Origin of the sequence: Actinokineospora auranticolor (assembly GCF_002934265.1) — a bacterium.
Lineage (GTDB): Bacteria > Actinomycetota > Actinomycetes > Mycobacteriales > Pseudonocardiaceae > Actinokineospora > Actinokineospora auranticolor.
Window position 1 is genome coordinate 636,056 of sequence record NZ_PTIX01000001.1, and the last position, 14,772, is coordinate 650,827.

Genomic DNA, 14,772 nt, shown 5'->3' on the forward strand with positions numbered 1-14,772 from the left:
GTCGCCGAGCGCCGCGCTGGAGCGGATCAGTGGCTTCGACAGGGGTGTTGGCCGAGCTGGGAGGGTGATCCGGGCATGTCGGGGGCGATGGGTGCGCGGGGTGTGCTGGTCCGGGCAGTACGGCGGCACCTGTCCCGGTTGGTCGCCGGGGCGCTGCTGCTGTCGGTCCACCAGGCCGCCGAGGTCGCCGTACCGGTGGCCATCGGCCTGGTGATCGACCGCGCGGTCGCGACCGGTGACCGCACCGCGCTCGCCTGGTCGGTGGTCGCGCTCGCCGCGCTGTTCGCGGTCCTGTTCTTCGCCTGGCAGTTCGGGGCGCGGCAGACCCTGGTGGCGCTGGAACGCGAGACGCACCTGCTGCGGGTGGCGGTGGCCGCGCGGGTACTCGACCCGCGCGGCCACCGCACCGGCCTGCGCACGGGGGAGTTGCTCTCCATCGCCGCTTTCGACGCCCAGCGCACCGGCGTCGTGCTGCGCGCCTTCGTGGTCGCCGTCGGCTCGGTGGTCGCCCTGGTGTCCGCCGCGGTGATCCTGCTGACCATCGACCTGTGGCTCGGGATCGGCGTGCTCGTGGGTGTCCCCGGGCTCGCGTTCGCCACCCAGGCCATCGCGCCGCTGATGACCCGCCGCAGCGGTGCGCAGCAGGAGGCCGCGGGCCGGACCGCCGCGCTGGCCACCGACCTGGTCGGCGGGCTGCGGGTGCTGCGCGGCATCGGCGCCCAACACGCCGCGGCCGCGCGCTACCGCCGCTCCAGCGAGACCGCGCTGGCCGCGAGCCTGCGCGCGGCGGGCACGAGCGGGCTCTACGAAGGTGTCACCACGGCTGCGGGCGGTCTGTTCCTGGCGGCAGTCGCCGGGTTCGCGGGCTGGTTCGCCCTCACCGGCAGGCTGACCGTCGGGGAGCTGATCACGGTCGTGGGGCTCGCCCAGTTCATCGCTGAACCGCTGCGCGCCCTGGGCTGGTGCGGTGGTCAGGTGGCGAGCGCGCGGGCCTCGGCGGCGCGCCTGGCCGAGGTGTTCGACGCCGACCCGGACGCCGCGGGCGGCACGCGCGACGTCGACACCGCCGACGGGATCACCGTGGCGCTCAAGGGCGTTTCCTACCGCACGCTCCAAGACGTCGACCTCGACCTACGCCCCGGCGAACTCGTCGGCGTGCTCGCGAGCGACCCCCGCGACGCGGACGCGCTCGTCGCCGTCCTCGCCGGACGCGCGGCCGAGCGCACCGGCGACCTGCTCATCGGCGACGTCCCCGATGGTGAACTCCACCTCGACGCCCGGCGCCGCGCGGTGCTCGTCGAGCAGCACGACACCGCCCTGTTCGCGGGCACGCTGCGCGGCAACCTCACCGCCGGTGTCCACAACGGACAGCTCGCCGACCCCGAGGAGGAAGTCCTGCGCGCCGTCGAGGCGGCGGCGGCCCGGGATGTCGTCGACGCGCACCCGTCGGGGCTCGACCACCCGGTCACCGACCGGGGCCGCTCGCTGTCCGGCGGGCAGCGGCAGCGGATCGGCCTGGCCCGGGCCCTGCTCTCCGCCGCGCCCGTCCTGGTGCTGCACGAACCGACCACCGCCGTCGACGCGGTCACCGAGGAACGCATCGCCGAACGGCTATCCGGCCGCCGCACCGGGTTGACCACGCTGATCGTGACCAGCAGCCCCGCGCTGCTCGCCCGCGCCGACCGCGTGGTGGTGATCGAGGGCGGTCGCGTCACCCGCACCGGCACCCACGACGAACTCCGCGCCGCCGACGAGACCTACCGCCAGGTGGTGACCCGATGACCGCACCAGTAGGTGGTGACGTGGTGGCAGCGCCCATCCTCCCGGTCGCCGACGCCCGTCGAACCTGGTTGCTGCTGCGCGACGAACTCCTCGCGCACCGCCGGTCCGCCGCCGCCGTGCTGGTGGTCATGCTCGCCGCGAGCGCCGCCGGGCTCGTCGCGCCCTGGGTGCTTGGCCTGCTGGTGGACGACGCCGGTGCGGGCGCGGGCACCGACCGCCTCGTCCCGCTCGTGGTGGTCATGGTGGTCGCCGCGCTGGTCACCGGTGTGCTGGCCGCCTTCGGTGCCACGCTGGTGGCACGGCTGGGGGAGACCGTGCTGGCGCGCGTGCGGGAACGGGTCATGGACCGCGCGTTGCACCTGCCGTCGGCCACCCTCGAACGGGTCGGGGTCGGCGACCTGCTGTCCCGGGTCGGTGACGACGTGTCGGTGGTGACCGGCGCGATCACCACCACCGTCCCCGAGATCGTGCGCGCGTCGTTCACCATCGTCCTCACCGCGGCGGGCCTGTTCGGCCTGGACTGGCGCCTCGGCCTGGCCGGTCTGCTCTCCGCGCCCGCCTACCACCTCGCGCTGCGCTGGTACCTGCCGCGCTCGAAACCCTTCTACGCCGAGGAACGCCTCGCCGTGGGGGAGCGGACCGAGGCCATGGCCTGCTCCCTGTGGGGCGGCGAGACCGTGCGCGCCTACCGGCTGGAGCACCGGCACACCGCCGTCATCGAGGAGAAGTCGCAGGCGGCAATGGACCTGTCGATCGGTGTGTTCCGGGTCTTCACCTGGTTCGCGGGCAGGCTCAACCGCGCCGAGTTCGTCGGCCTGACCGCCGTGCTGGTCGTCGGGTTCTTCCTGGTGCGCGGCGACCTGGCCGCGTCCGGCACGGTCACGGTCGGCACGGTCACCGCCGCCGCGCTGTACTTCCACCGGCTGTTCAACCCCATCGGCTTCCTGGTGATCGAGGTCGACCAGATCCAGCAGGCCGGTGCGGGCCTCGCCCGGCTCGCGGGTGTCGCGAACCTGCCCGGCGCGGAAACGCCCGAGAACCCACCCGTGCCCGCCGACAGCGGTATCGAGTTGGAGGGCATCAGCCACCACTACGAACTCCAGGACGGCAAGGCCGGTTCCGAGGTCGTGCGCGCGGTGACGCTGCGGATCGCACCGGGGGAGCGGGTCGCGCTCGTGGGGGCCAGTGGCGCCGGGAAGTCGACGCTCGCCGGGATCGCGGCGGGCATTCTCCGGCCGACCACCGGGACCGTCCGGCTCGGCGGTGTCGACCTCGACGCGCTCGGCGAGGCCGCGACGCGCAGGCACATCGCGCTGGTGAGCCAAGAGGCGCACGTGTTCGCGGGCACCCTCGCCGACGACGTCCGACTGGCCCGCGAGTCCGCGACCGACGCGGAGGTCACCGCCGCGCTCGACCGCGTCGGCGCCCTGCCCTGGGTCGAGGCGCTGCCCGACGGCATCACCACCGTCGTCGGGGAGGGCGCGCACGGGCTGACCGCGGCCCAGACCCAGCACCTCGCGCTCGCCCGGGTCCTGCTCGCCGACCCCGCCGCGGTCATCCTCGACGAGGCCACCGCCGAGGCGGGCAGCGCGGGCGCCCGGACCCTGGACCGGGCGGCGGAGGCGGTCACCGAGAGCCGCACCGCGCTGGTCGTGGCGCACCGGCTCAGCCAGGCCGTGGCCGCCGACCGGGTCGTGGTGATGGACCGGGGCGCCGTGGTGGAATCCGGCTCGCACGCCGAACTGCTGGCCGCGGGCGGGGCCTACGCGGCGCTCTGGCGCGGGTGGACCGGGCCGATCACGCACACGGGGTGAAGTCGGGGCGCGGGACTTGCTCCTAGCGTCGGCGCGTGACACTTCCCCCCATACCGCGCGCCGTGCAGATCCTGGTCGGCCTGGCGTCGGTGGCCGTTGTCCTGCAAGGGATCTCGTACGCGTCCTGGCTGCTCGGACCGCTCGCGCTGGCCATGATGATCGTGGTCGCCGTGTCCCCCATCCCGCAGTGGTTGCGGGACCGGGGATTACCCTCCTGGCTCGCCACGACGGTCCTCGTCCTCCTCGTCTACGCGGTCATCGCCGTGCTCGTCCTGGTGGTGGTCGTCTCCATAGCCCAACTGGCGACCCTGTTGCCCGCCTACGCCGAGCGCGCCGACGCGCTCGTCGCGGAACTGGCCTCGGCCCTGGCCCGCTTCGGCGTCGGCGCGGACGAGGTGCGCGCCGCCGTCCACGGCCTGGACTTCGGTCGGGTCGTCGGCTACCTGCTCGACATCGTCGGCGCCGTCGGCACGATCGGCGGCGGCCTGGTGTTCCTGCTGTCGCTGCTGCTGTTCCTCAGCATCGACGCCGCCACCGTCCGGCTGCGCCAGCGCTCCGTCGCCGCCGACCGGCCGGAACTGGCGGCGGCGCTCTCCGGGTTCGCCCACGACACCCGCCGCTACCTGTGGGTGACCACGGTGTTCGGGTTCCTGGTCGCGGTGCTCGACGCGATCGGGTTGCTGCTGCTCGACATCCCGCTGCCGCTGCTGTGGGGCGTGCTGTCGTTCGTCACCAACTACGTGCCCAACATCGGGTTCATCCTCGGCGTGGCGCCGCCCGCGCTGCTGGCCCTGCTGCAGGGCGACTGGCAGCTGATGATCGCGGTGATCGTCCTGTACGTCGTGGTGAACTTCGTGCTCCAGTCGGTCATCCAGCCGCGGGTCATCGGCGACACCGTGGGCCTGTCGTCCACCGCCACGTTCCTGTCGCTGATCGTCTGGAGCGCGGTGCTCGGCCCGCTCGGCTCGGTGCTCGCCGTGCCGCTCACCCTGCTGGTCAAGGCGGTGCTGGTGGACGTCGACCCGCGTGCCCGCTGGGTCGACGCGCTCGCGGGCGCGCCGTCGCGGGTACCCACGGCCGCACCCGCTGACGCCGCCGAACCCCACACCGAACCCCCTGCCGAATCCGCGGAACCCGCCGAGGAGAAAGGGACGACCGACTGACCCCGCGCACGCCGAAGGGGCCCGGCCGCGATGGCCAGGCCCCTTCGTCCTTCGGTGACGTTCCGGTACCGCCCGCTCAGTCGCCCAGTTCGCGGCCGTGCACCACGATCGCCCACATCACCAGCACGTCCAGCGCGATGGCGATCAGCGACCACACCGGGTACGCGGGCAGGAAGGCGAACTGGCTGATGGCGTTGAGCGCGGCCAGCACCACGGCGGTGACCCGCGCCCACGCCGCCCCGGAGAACAGCGCGAACCCGGCCGCAGTCGCCAGGGCGCCCAGGATCAGGTGGATCCAGCCCCAGCCGGTGAGGTCGAAGACGAGCAGCCCCTCCGGGCCGACCACGTAGTAGTTCTCCTGGAACAGCGCGACCAGGCCGAAGATGACGGTGAACAGGCCGAGCAGCACCAGCATCACGGCGCCGAACCAGATCCAGCCGATCCACGCCGACCGCTCCCGTTCCCGGTGCCGGGCGGCCGCGTACTCCTCCGTGCGCTCACTCATGACATGTCCTTCTCTCCAATAGGTCCACGGGTGCACGCCGGTCACCCCGGGTACACGCAGCGGAAGCCGATGTCGCCCGCGGAACCGTCCTGGGTGTTCGCGCCGCGCGCGGCCACCCGGTAGCGGTCGCAGTGCGACTCGTGGCTCAGGTACGACCCGCCGCGCAGCACCCGGTGGCTGCCCGAGCGCGGCCCGGTCGGGTCGTCGATCCGGCTGGTGGCGTAGGCGGTCGGGTTGAACCAGTCCGCGCACCACTCCCAGACGTTGCCGGTCATGTTGGACAGCCCGAACCCGTTGGGCTCGTAGGTGTCCACCGGCGCCGTGCCGACCCAGCCGTCCAGGCCCAGGTCGCCGTCCGGGAACTCGCCCTGCCAGATGTTCATCCGGTGCGCGCCGCCGGGCTCCCGCAGGTCGCCCCACGGGTACCGGCGGCCGACCAGACCGCCCCGGGCCGCGTACTCCCACTCGGCCTCGGTGGGCAGCCGGGCGCCCGCCCAGCGGCAGAACGCGCGCGCGTCCCGCCAGCTCACCTGGGTCACCGGGTGGTCGCCGCGGTCCAGCACGGTGGACCCCGGTCCCTCGGGGCTGCGCCAGGTGGCGCCGTGCACCTGGCGCCACCACGGCGCCCGCACCGAGCGGGCCACCGGGTGCCGGTCGGCGAGCAGGCCCGCGAACACGTACGACCAGCCGTAGTGCTCGGCCTCGGTGGTGAAGCCGGTCGCCGCGACGAATTCGGCGAACCGGTCGTTGGTCACGGTGAACCGGTCGATGCGGAACGGGCTGAGCCGCACCACGTGCGCGGGTCCCTCGCCGTCGGCCGGGTGGCCCTCGCCGCTGTCGGTGCCCATCAGGAACTCCCCGCCGGGCAGCGCGACCGCGTCCCCGGCCAGCGGTGCCGTCCTCGTGCGGTTCACGCGCCCACCGCCTCCAACGGCGGCACCACGACCGCGTACACGACCAGCACGCTCAGGGTGATCGCCACGATCGACCAGAGCGGGTACGCGGGCAGGAACAGCAGGTGCCCCACCACCGACAGCAGCGCCAGCGCGAGCGCGCCGACCCTGGCCCACAGCGCGCCGAACTGCACGCCGATCCCGGACACAACTCCGATCAGGCCGAACACCAGCCAGATCCAGCCCCACGCGGTGTAGTCGAACACCAGCAGGTCGCCGTCCGGGGTGCGGTAGAAACCGCTCCGGGTGAGGGCGACCAGCCCGACGCCGACGTCGATCGCGCCGACCAGGAACACCACCAGCCCGCCGAAGGTCAGCCAGCCGGACACCCGCTTGCGCTCGCGCGGGGAGGTCCACTGCGGACCGCTGAGCATCGCCGCCTCCTCCCGCGCTCAGGCGAACGCCGTTCGCAGCGCCTGTTCCTGCCGGTCGTCGAGGTTGGTGTGCACCAGTTCCGCGCGCCCGCCCGGGAAGGCGTCGTGGATCCGGTCCAGCACCACGTCCTCGGTCAGCAGGAACAGCGCCGACGTGCCGGGCACGACCTTGGCCCGCACGTCGGAGATGAACCCGTCGTCGATGCCGATGTCGGTGAACTTCCCGCCCAGCGCCCCGGACGCGGCGCCGATGGCCGCGCCGATGAGCGGCATGAAGAACAGGATGCCGAACAGCAGCCCCCAGAACGTCCCGGTCAGCGCGCCCGCGCCGACCATGCCGTGCAGCTGCTTGGTGCGCGGTTTCGACTCGCCTTCCGGCCAGCTCACCACCGCCGCGTCCACCAGGGTGAGCGCGCCCTCGCGACGCAGCGACTCGACCGTGTCCCGTGCCTGCTCCGCGCCTTCCGCCGTGGGGAACTTCCATACCGTCAACGTGGCCGACATGCGTCGTCCCTCTCGTCCGTGGCCGCTGTGGCCGTCGGTGGAGCCCGGGCCAGCGCCGGGCAGACCCAGCATTTCGGCACGCCCCGCGCCGCCGCCTCCCCTCGGGGAGGTGAAGCCCGGTGCTCCACAGTGGACGAATCCGACCTACTTCGCCGCGGTCAGCAGCCTGCTGGGCCAGTCGACCGAGCGCAGCAGGTCGAACACCCCGATGACGGTGGTGACCACCGGGCCCGGTTGCTCACCGGGGCTCGCCGACCGCTTGGCCGAGGCCAGCAGCACCAGCACGAACAGCACCGTGAGCAGCGACCGCGGCCGCCGTCGCCGCCCGATCACCGCCGCCGCCCCGGCCGGGGAACAGTCCCTTGTGCCCGCATCCCGCGCTCCTCCCGACTAGAGCAACCCTTGTCTGCGCGCGGCCACCACGGCGTCCCGGCGCTGCCGGACGCCGAGCTTGCGGTAGATCCCGCGCAGGTGCGTCTTGACCGTGTTGGCCGAGACGAACATCGACTCCGCTATCTCGTCCACCGTCCGCATCGACGGCAGTTCCAGCAGCAGCTCCAGCTCCCGACTCGTGAGCGGGTCCGCGGTGGTGGCGTCCGCGGGCAGCGCGGACAGGGTGTCCACGGCGAACCGGTCCAGCCTGCCGAAGCGGCCCGCGCCCTCGGCGAGGATGTCCCGGACGGACCGGCGCGCGGTGAGGAAGGGCCGAATGGCCCGGATCGGCTCCGCGGCGCGCAGCGCGCGGGTGACCGCCTCGTGCGCGCGTTGCGGGTTCTCGCCTCGGTCGACCAGCGTGGCCTCCAGCAGCCACGCCTCCACCGCCGTCGTGCCCGCCAGCGGGCTCAGGTCCCCGGCCAGCACGGGACCGAGCAGCCGTCGCGCCTGGATGACCCGGCCGTGGTGCGCGTGCGTTATCGCGTGCAGCACGGGTAGTTCCGCGTGCCCGCCCAGCGCGGACCCGGCCGCGTCGACCAGTTCCGCGGCCCGGCCCGGTTCGCCCACCCGCAGCGTCATGCGGACCAGGGTGGGCATCAGCATCGCGACCAGCTGCGGGCTCACCCGCCGCGCGGTCAGCCCGCGCCAGTGCTGCAGCGCGGTGCGGACCACGGTGTGCGGGTCGGCCGCGCCGTCGAACTCCGCGAACGCGGCCATCGTGCGGCGGGCCAGCTCGATCGTCGGTTCCTGGTGCGCGGGCGCGGTCTCCGCGGCCAGCCTCGCCCACCGCCTCGCCTCGGCCGAGTCGCCCTGCTGGTAGGCGTACGCACCCAGTAGGACGTACGCCGTCGAGCACGGCCACTCCCGCTCCCAGTGGTGCGCCGCGGCCAGGTGCACCGCGCGGCCCGCCCGGCGGTCCATCTCCGGCAGGTCGCCGCGCAACGCCGCGGCGACCGCGAACTGCACCTTGGCCTGCAACGCCAGCCAGGGCAGGTTCTCCCGCAGGCACGACTGCACCACCCGGCTCAGCTCGGACTCCGCGGCCTCCGGGTCGCCCGCCCACAGCGCCGTGGCACCGCGCGCCTGCCGGGTGAGCGTGTCGGCCGCGGCGTCCCCGGTGGGCGTCGCGCGGGCCTGCGGCAGCACGCCCGTGGCGTCCAGGTGGGCCCGTCGCGAGAGCACGGTCTCGTACACCGCACGCACGCGGTCCGTCCACGGTGCCGCGTCGGTGTCGTCGATGCGGCCGAGGAAACCGTCCGCCGCCGCGGGATCGGGCGCCTCCAGCGCCGCGAACGCCGCCGTCACCGCGAAGGTCGGCTCCGCCAGCCGCTCGTCCGGCAGGGTGGCCAGCGCCGCGCGCAGCGGCGCGCCGTGTCCACGCAGGATCTGCCCGACCCCGTCGCCCGCCACCAGTTCCGCCACGAGTTCGGTGTCCTGGGCTTGAGCGGCGTGGTGCAGGGCGCTGGTCACGTCGCCCTCGGCGCGGAACCAGCGCGCCGCGCTCTGGTGCAGCCGCTGCGCCGCGCCGGGCCGGGTCCTGGCCAGCTCGGCGCGCAGGTGCTCGCGCAGCAGCGGGTGGTACCGGTACCACTCGCCCGGCACGTCGTCGCAGCGCGTCACCAGGAAGTTCGTGCGCGCCAAGCCGTGCAGCACGGTGCCCGCGTGCCGCTGTCCGGACAGCACCGAGGCCAGTTCCACCCCGACCCGGTCGCACACGCTGGTGGACAACAGGAACTGCCTGGTCTGCGGCGGGTGCGCGCCGAGGACCTCCTCGGCGAAGTAGTCCCCGGCCAGCGGGTCCTCGGCCGGGAACGCCGTCAGCGAGCGGTTTTCGGCCGGTTGCCCGGCCAGCCAGAGCGCGGCCAGCCGGGTGCCCGCGACCCAGCCCCTGGTCAGGTCGAGCAGGTCCGCGAGCTCCGCCTCGGACAGCGCCACGTGGTGCTCGGCCAGCAGCGCCTCGGCTTCCGGTGCGGTGAGCGCGAGTTCGCGGCCGTCGATCTCGCGCAACCGCCCGTCCAGGCTCAGCTTGGACAGGTGCACCGGGGGCGTGCGGCCCGCCAGGACCAGTCGCAGGTGGTCCGGTGCGTGCCGGACCAGGGTGGTGAGCACGCCGAGGACCTGCTGGTCGGACAGCTCGTGCACGTCGTCGAGCACCAGGCAGGTCTGGTCGGCGAGGCCGTCCATGGCGCGCGTCAGGTCGCCGAACGGGTCGGCGGACTCCGGCGGCGGGCACTCGTCGCGGTCGTCCGCGCCCGCGAGCGCGGCGTGGATGGTCGTCCACAACCGCGTCGGGTCGTTGTCGTGCCGGTCCAGCGTGGCCCACCGCACCGGCCGGTCCGCGGGGCGGGTAGCCGCCCACGCGGCCAGCGCGGTGGTCTTGCCCGACCCGGCCGGACCGTGCACAACGGTCACCGCGGGCGGTGTGCCGGGGTCGGTCACGTGGGCGTCGAGCGCGGCGGCCAGGCGCTCGCGCCACGGCCGGGTCGCGGCGCTGGTGGGCACGCGGACCTTCCCGGCGGGCACGGTCGGCCGGTGCCCGGTTGTGTCGGAATGGGCGCGCATGTCGTTCAGGTCCCGCATCGTGCGTTCTGCTCCTCTTCCGCTGTTCGTTGGCCGGGGTTCGCGCACATTCCGGTTTGCCCCATGCGATACCCGCGGCCACCTATATCCCCTTCTTTCGGCGAGTAGATCGTCGGTTCTTGATGACCGGCGTCACCTCATGTGGGCGAAACGGCTCACAAAATGAGGCCGCGTGCTGAAATCATTGCGGCGTATGCCGGTGCGTAACCGCGATTGGAACCGCATTCACAGTTTCCCCGTGGAAAGTGGTAATGGTCTGCGCTCACCCGCCACGGGTGATGATCATGACCGCCGAACAGCGAAAACGCCCCGAGGCGCGGGCCTCGGGGCGGTGTCGGGTGGTTCGGTCGGTCGTGCTCGGTCGGTTGTCGGTCCCGGTGTCGGTTCAGGTGAGGATGCGGGCGGCGCTCGCCGCGGCGGGCAGGGCCGCGGCGGCGACGGCCAGGCCGATGGCGCAGCACAGCACCACCAGCCTGGCCGCGGCGGGCATCCGCCGCCCGCGCCGCCCGGGCCGGTGGGGCTGCCCGGCACCAGGGGGGTTCAGAGGGTTGAGTGGGTTGAAGGGGTCGGCCGCCGCCAGTGCGTTCGTCAGGTTGGTCATGTCGGACCTCTCGTCGGACCGGTGCGGACACCGGTGCCGGACCCGGCCGTAACGAGCGCCTCCGCGCGGCCCCGACTCCGCTTGGGGGCGCGCCGGGTCCGGCACCGGCGGACGGGCGCGGGGACCGTGGTGGCCCGGTGGTGGCCCCGGCTGCTCCGTCTGCGTCGATCATGTCGCCCCGCGCCGGGCCGGTTCGTCACCCGAACAGGAGGAGATCGGCACCGACGGTCAGCACCCGCACTGCCGCGGCGTGCAGCCCGGGGGCCGCGACCAGGAAGTCCGCCGCGCCGGGCGTCCACGGCGCGCCTGCCGCGGTGCTGACCACCGCGCCCGCCTCGGCGGCGACCAGGCTCGCGCCGAGCAGGTTCTCGCTGTCGCGGCCGTACTGCCAGAACAGGTCCACCCGGCCCGCCGCCACGTCCGCCACCTGCCACGACGTCGGCCCGAGGTTGCGCACGGCGGCCACGGTGTCCAGCACCCGGGGCAGCGCGAGCCCGGCCAGCCGGTTCGCGTCGGGCTGCCGGACGTGCGGGTGGCTCGTGGCGGCGAGCGCGGCGGCCGGGTCGGTCTTGGTCGACGGCCGGATCGGCGCGCCGTCGCGGTGCGCGCCGCCCCCGGCCACGGCGGTGTAGGTCTCGCCGAGGTGGGGGGAGTGCAGGACGGTGAGGGTCGGGACCTCGTCGACGAGGAGGGCGACGGACACGCACCACTGGGGGAGACCCTGCAGGTACTGCACGGCGCCGTCCAGCGCGTCGACGACCCAGCAGCCGCCTGCGGGGGTGAGCGGGTCGAGCCGCCCGCGCAGCGCCGCGCACAGGGCGTCGTCGAGCTCGGTGAACTCGCGGTGCAGGGCGTCGAGGGTGTCCGGGGCGGTGGTGCCGCGGCGGTCGGGGATGGTCGCGGCGACCGTGCGGACGATCTTGGTCACGGTGTGCAACATGGGACAAGCGTGGTCGCGGGTGCTCGGTTATGGTGCCTGTGAGCGTCGCAGTGAGCGGAAGTGGACACCCGTGGTCGAGGAGTTGGGTGATTTCGATCAGCGCGTTGCCTCGGCCCTGCAGGTCGACGGCCGCGCCGCGCCCGGCCGCCTGGCCGAGGTGCTCGGCGTCTCGCCGCGCACGGTCACCCGGTCGCTGACCCGCCTGGCGGACCGGATCCGGGTCGTGCGGGTGCCGGACCCGCGCCACGGCCTGCCCGCGGTCACTCTGCTGCGGGTGCGGGTGTTGCGCGGTCGGGTGGAGCGCTTCGCGGACGCGCTGTCCCAGCATCCGGAAACCCTCTTCGTCGACATCCTCGAAGGCGGGGAGGAAATTAGCGCCGTCGTGGTCGGACCTAAACCGCATCTGCCGACCGCGGGCGCCATTACCAATGTCCAGGTGCTGTCGGTGCTGCACGTATTCTCCGATGCCGCGGACTGGCGCACGGGCCGCTTGTCGAAAGCGGAAGTCGAGGCGTTGACCCCGCCGCCCGCGACCGGGGCGCACGCCCCGGACGAACAGGACCGGCGATTGCTGGAACTGTTGACAAAGGACGCTCGAACGGGACCGTCCGCGTTGTCCGTCGCGTTGGGCGTGCCGGAATCCACGCTGCGCAGGCGAATGGACCGGCTCACTTCGGCCGGATTGGTCCGGACCTGCGTGGTGGCCGATCCGCGACTGTTCGGTCTCCAAGTGGACGCCAACCTCTGGCTGACCGTCCCACCCGGACGGTTGGCCGAGATCGGCGGCAGGCTCGCCCGCGACCCGATGGTGCACGGCGTGCTCGCCACGACCGGGCCGACCAACCTGATGGCGGCCGTGTTCTGCCGCGACTTACCCGCGCTCTACGACTTCGTCACCCGGCTCGACGGCGTGCCCGCCGCGGAGGTGACGGTGGTGGGCGGCGCGGTGAAGCGCGCGGGGCACCGGCACCCGGTCTGAGGTGCCCGGTACGGACCCGGGTCCGGGTCGGACAAGTCATCCCCGGGGGTCCTCCCCGGGGATGACGTCGGCTCAGCGCCGGGCGGCTTAGCGTCCGGGGGTGTGGGGATGATGGTGTTCAGGCGCGTGAGCGCGGTTCTCGTCGTGGCGGTCGGGCTCGTGGTCGCGGCGGCGGCGGGGTTGACCGGGGCGGTGGTCGTCGCGGCGGTGACCGACCGGCTGTGGCTGATCGCGGCCGCGGGTTTCGCGGCGTTCGCGGTGGTGATGGCCGCCGCCGGGTGGGCCGGGTTCGCGGTCGGCGGGGCGGGGCGGGCGTGGCGCGACGGGAGCGTGCTGGCCGGGGTCGTCACGGTCGCGGTGACGGTGGTCTGCGCCGTGCTGCTCAACGCGCCCGCGGTGCCGCCCGACGCGGCCGTGCCCGGGGACGTCCGGTTCTGGCAGCTGCCCACCGGGTCGCGCCTCGCCTACGTGTACGAGCCCGCGCAGGGGACCAAGCGCGCGAACCCGTGGTGCTGCTGCACGGCGGGCCCGGCACGCCCGCCGAGGGGATCTCGGCCACGGGGCGGGCGCTGGCCGCGGCGGGCTTCGACGTCTACTCCTACGACCAGCTCGGCTCCGGCCGCTCGACCCGCCTCGACGACCCGTCCGGCTACACCGTCGCCCGGCACGTCGCCGACCTGGAGGCCGTCCGCGACCGGCTCGGCGCCGGGAAGCTCGTGCTGGTCGGGCAGTCGTGGGGCGGGTCGCTGGCCGCCCAGTACCTCGCGGCGCACCCGGACCGCGTGGCGCGCGCGGTGTTCGCGTCACCGGGCGAGCTGTGGCCGCGCGCGTGGCGGGACGGGGTGGGCGAGCCCAGGCTCAACCGGGCGCAGCGGGACCGCCGGGACGACCTGGTGACCTCGCCGCGGTTGCTGCTGGCCTCGGCGCTGCTGTCGGTCAACCCCCGGGCCGCGCACGACTTCCTCGGCGACGCGGAGGCCGACCGGCGGATGCGGGAGATCGGCGTGGCGATCAAGGACGCGACCGGCTGCCCCGGCGCGCCACCGGCGGCCGTGCACGACAACCCGCCCGGCTTCTACGCCAACCAGCGGACCGTCGCCGACTTCGACGACGTCCCCGACCCGCGCCCGGCGCTGCGCGCGGTCCGGGTGCCCGCGCTGGTGCTGCGCGGGGAGTGCGACTACATCAAGGAAGCGGTCACGGCCGAGTACACCGCTGTCCTCGCCGGCGCCACGCTGGTCACCGTTCCCGGCGCGGGCCACAACATCGCCGCGGCCCGCCCGGACGCCCACCGCGACCTGATCACCGCCTTCCTCCTGGACGAACCGCTTCCCCAGCCGTGAACAGGTAGTTGCGGTGACCGTCGACCAGCCCCGGTACCGGCTGCCAGGCGCCGCGCCAGACCCGCGGTCGGTAGCCGAACTCGCCGAGCCACGCGAGGAACTCCGGTGGGGCGAGGCCGTAGCGGGCCAGGTGGCGGGGCTCGACCTCCAGCAGCAACGCCGGGCGGTCGCGGCCCAGCAGGTCCGCGCCGCCGCGCAGGACCGACCACTCGGAACCCTCGGTGTCCGCCTTGACGAAGTGGACCCGCGGCAGGCCGAGCCGGGCGGCGAAGTCGTCGAGGCGCTCGGTCGGGGTGCGCACCTCGACCTGCGCGTCGAACTCCCGGTTGGCGCCCAGCGCGGCGGTGCCGCCGGTGAGGAAGGCCCGGCCGGTGACGAACCGGGGACCGCGCAGGGGCACGCTCAGGTGGGACCGACCGGTCACCTCGGCCAGCGCCAGGGCGTGCGCCCGGACCGCGGGGCCGCGCCGCAGCGCCAGCAGCTCGGAAACCGCGCGGTGGGCGAAGACCAGCGGTTCGATGCTGTGCACCTGACCGCCCGGACCGACGAGGCGGGCCAGCTCCGCGGTGTAGATCCCCGCTCCCGCGCCGATGTCGAGGCACACGTCACCCGGTCGCACCAGCGCCGAGAGGCCCAGCACCTCGCTCTCCACCCACGGCGTCAGCCGGGCCAGCGCCCGGGTCGTCAGGGAAACCGCTTGGTCCACAAGGGAAGTCACGGCACCGACGCTAGGCGCCGGTGGGCGCCGTGCCGTCCCGCGCGGGAGCCCGGCCCCGGCCCCCGCCAAGGGGTGCCCGAC

Annotated in this window: 15 protein-coding genes; 5 read left to right on the forward strand and 10 right to left on the reverse strand. The window is 74.2% G+C overall.

The window, feature by feature from the left end; translation table 11 throughout:
- Nucleotides 1–75 precede the first annotated feature (75 nt).
- From CLV40_RS02680 to CLV40_RS02690, 3 genes are read left to right on the forward strand one after another with little or no spacing between them, the layout of a single operon-like run.
- Complete coding sequence (locus tag CLV40_RS02680) at nucleotides 76–1,782, forward strand: ABC transporter ATP-binding protein (RefSeq protein WP_104476485.1); 1,707 nt, start codon at nucleotides 76–78, stop codon at nucleotides 1,780–1,782.
- On the forward strand, nucleotides 1,779–3,596 hold the full coding sequence (locus CLV40_RS02685; protein WP_104476487.1) for an ABC transporter ATP-binding protein: 1,818 nt from the start codon (nucleotides 1,779–1,781) through the stop codon (nucleotides 3,594–3,596). The genes CLV40_RS02680 and CLV40_RS02685 overlap by 4 nt, the downstream gene beginning before the upstream one ends.
- A gap of 35 nt (nucleotides 3,597–3,631) precedes the next feature.
- Nucleotides 3,632–4,759 carry an AI-2E family transporter gene (locus tag CLV40_RS02690; RefSeq protein ID WP_245930975.1) on the forward strand — a complete coding sequence of 376 codons (1,128 nt, stop codon included), beginning with the start codon at nucleotides 3,632–3,634 and terminating at the stop codon, nucleotides 4,757–4,759.
- Between the two features lie 76 nt (nucleotides 4,760–4,835).
- Here the strand turns inward: CLV40_RS02690 and CLV40_RS02695 are convergent, their stop codons facing one another.
- From CLV40_RS02695 to CLV40_RS02730, 8 genes are all read right to left on the reverse strand, one after another.
- Entirely contained in the window at nucleotides 4,836–5,264 is a 429-nt protein-coding gene (locus CLV40_RS02695) for a DUF7144 family membrane protein (protein ID WP_104476489.1), read from the reverse strand.
- Nucleotides 5,265–5,305: 41 nt separating this feature from the next.
- Nucleotides 5,306–6,112 carry a formylglycine-generating enzyme family protein gene (locus CLV40_RS02700; protein ID WP_104476798.1) on the reverse strand — a complete coding sequence of 269 codons (807 nt, stop codon included), beginning with the start codon at nucleotides 6,110–6,112 and terminating at the stop codon, nucleotides 5,306–5,308.
- Between the two features lie 62 nt (nucleotides 6,113–6,174).
- Nucleotides 6,175–6,591 carry a DUF7144 family membrane protein gene (locus CLV40_RS02705; RefSeq protein ID WP_104476491.1) on the reverse strand — a complete coding sequence of 139 codons (417 nt, stop codon included), beginning with the start codon at nucleotides 6,589–6,591 and terminating at the stop codon, nucleotides 6,175–6,177.
- A gap of 18 nt (nucleotides 6,592–6,609) precedes the next feature.
- Complete coding sequence (locus tag CLV40_RS02710; protein ID WP_104476493.1) at nucleotides 6,610–7,095, reverse strand: DUF1269 domain-containing protein; 486 nt, start codon at nucleotides 7,093–7,095, stop codon at nucleotides 6,610–6,612.
- 144 nt (nucleotides 7,096–7,239) lie between these two features.
- Nucleotides 7,240–7,428 carry a hypothetical protein gene (locus CLV40_RS02715; RefSeq protein WP_104476495.1) on the reverse strand — a complete coding sequence of 63 codons (189 nt, stop codon included), beginning with the start codon at nucleotides 7,426–7,428 and terminating at the stop codon, nucleotides 7,240–7,242.
- A gap of 57 nt (nucleotides 7,429–7,485) precedes the next feature.
- The gene (locus CLV40_RS02720; protein ID WP_104476497.1) at nucleotides 7,486–10,110 is read right to left on the reverse strand and encodes a winged helix-turn-helix domain-containing protein; all 2,625 of its coding nucleotides are present in this window, start codon (nucleotides 10,108–10,110) and stop codon (nucleotides 7,486–7,488) included.
- 385 nt (nucleotides 10,111–10,495) lie between these two features.
- Nucleotides 10,496–10,711 (reverse strand): hypothetical protein, encoded by a 216-nt coding sequence (locus tag CLV40_RS02725; RefSeq protein WP_104476499.1) that lies wholly within the window; start codon nucleotides 10,709–10,711, stop codon nucleotides 10,496–10,498.
- Between the two features lie 196 nt (nucleotides 10,712–10,907).
- A complete protein-coding gene (locus CLV40_RS02730; RefSeq protein ID WP_104476501.1) occupies nucleotides 10,908–11,651 on the reverse strand; it encodes an inositol monophosphatase family protein in 744 nt (247 codons plus the stop codon).
- 82 nt (nucleotides 11,652–11,733) lie between these two features.
- Between CLV40_RS02730 and CLV40_RS02735 the strand changes: the two genes are divergently transcribed.
- Entirely contained in the window at nucleotides 11,734–12,630 is an 897-nt protein-coding gene (locus CLV40_RS02735; RefSeq protein WP_245930976.1) for an Lrp/AsnC family transcriptional regulator, read from the forward strand.
- Here CLV40_RS02735 and CLV40_RS37710 read toward each other — a convergent pair.
- The gene (locus CLV40_RS37710) at nucleotides 12,534–13,079 is read right to left on the reverse strand and encodes a hypothetical protein (RefSeq protein ID WP_181043282.1); all 546 of its coding nucleotides are present in this window, start codon (nucleotides 13,077–13,079) and stop codon (nucleotides 12,534–12,536) included. The genes CLV40_RS02735 and CLV40_RS37710 overlap by 97 nt on opposite strands.
- Between CLV40_RS37710 and CLV40_RS02740 the strand changes: the two genes are divergently transcribed.
- Nucleotides 13,065–13,973: an alpha/beta fold hydrolase gene (locus tag CLV40_RS02740; protein WP_342752242.1), complete on the forward strand. Its 909-nt coding sequence runs from the start codon at nucleotides 13,065–13,067 to the stop codon at nucleotides 13,971–13,973. The two genes, CLV40_RS37710 and CLV40_RS02740, sit on opposite strands and share 15 nt — an antisense overlap.
- Here the strand turns inward: CLV40_RS02740 and CLV40_RS02745 are convergent.
- On the reverse strand, nucleotides 13,933–14,691 hold the full coding sequence (locus tag CLV40_RS02745; RefSeq protein WP_104476507.1) for an FkbM family methyltransferase: 759 nt from the start codon (nucleotides 14,689–14,691) through the stop codon (nucleotides 13,933–13,935). The genes CLV40_RS02740 and CLV40_RS02745 overlap by 41 nt on opposite strands.
- Between the last annotated feature and the right edge of the window lie 81 nt (nucleotides 14,692–14,772).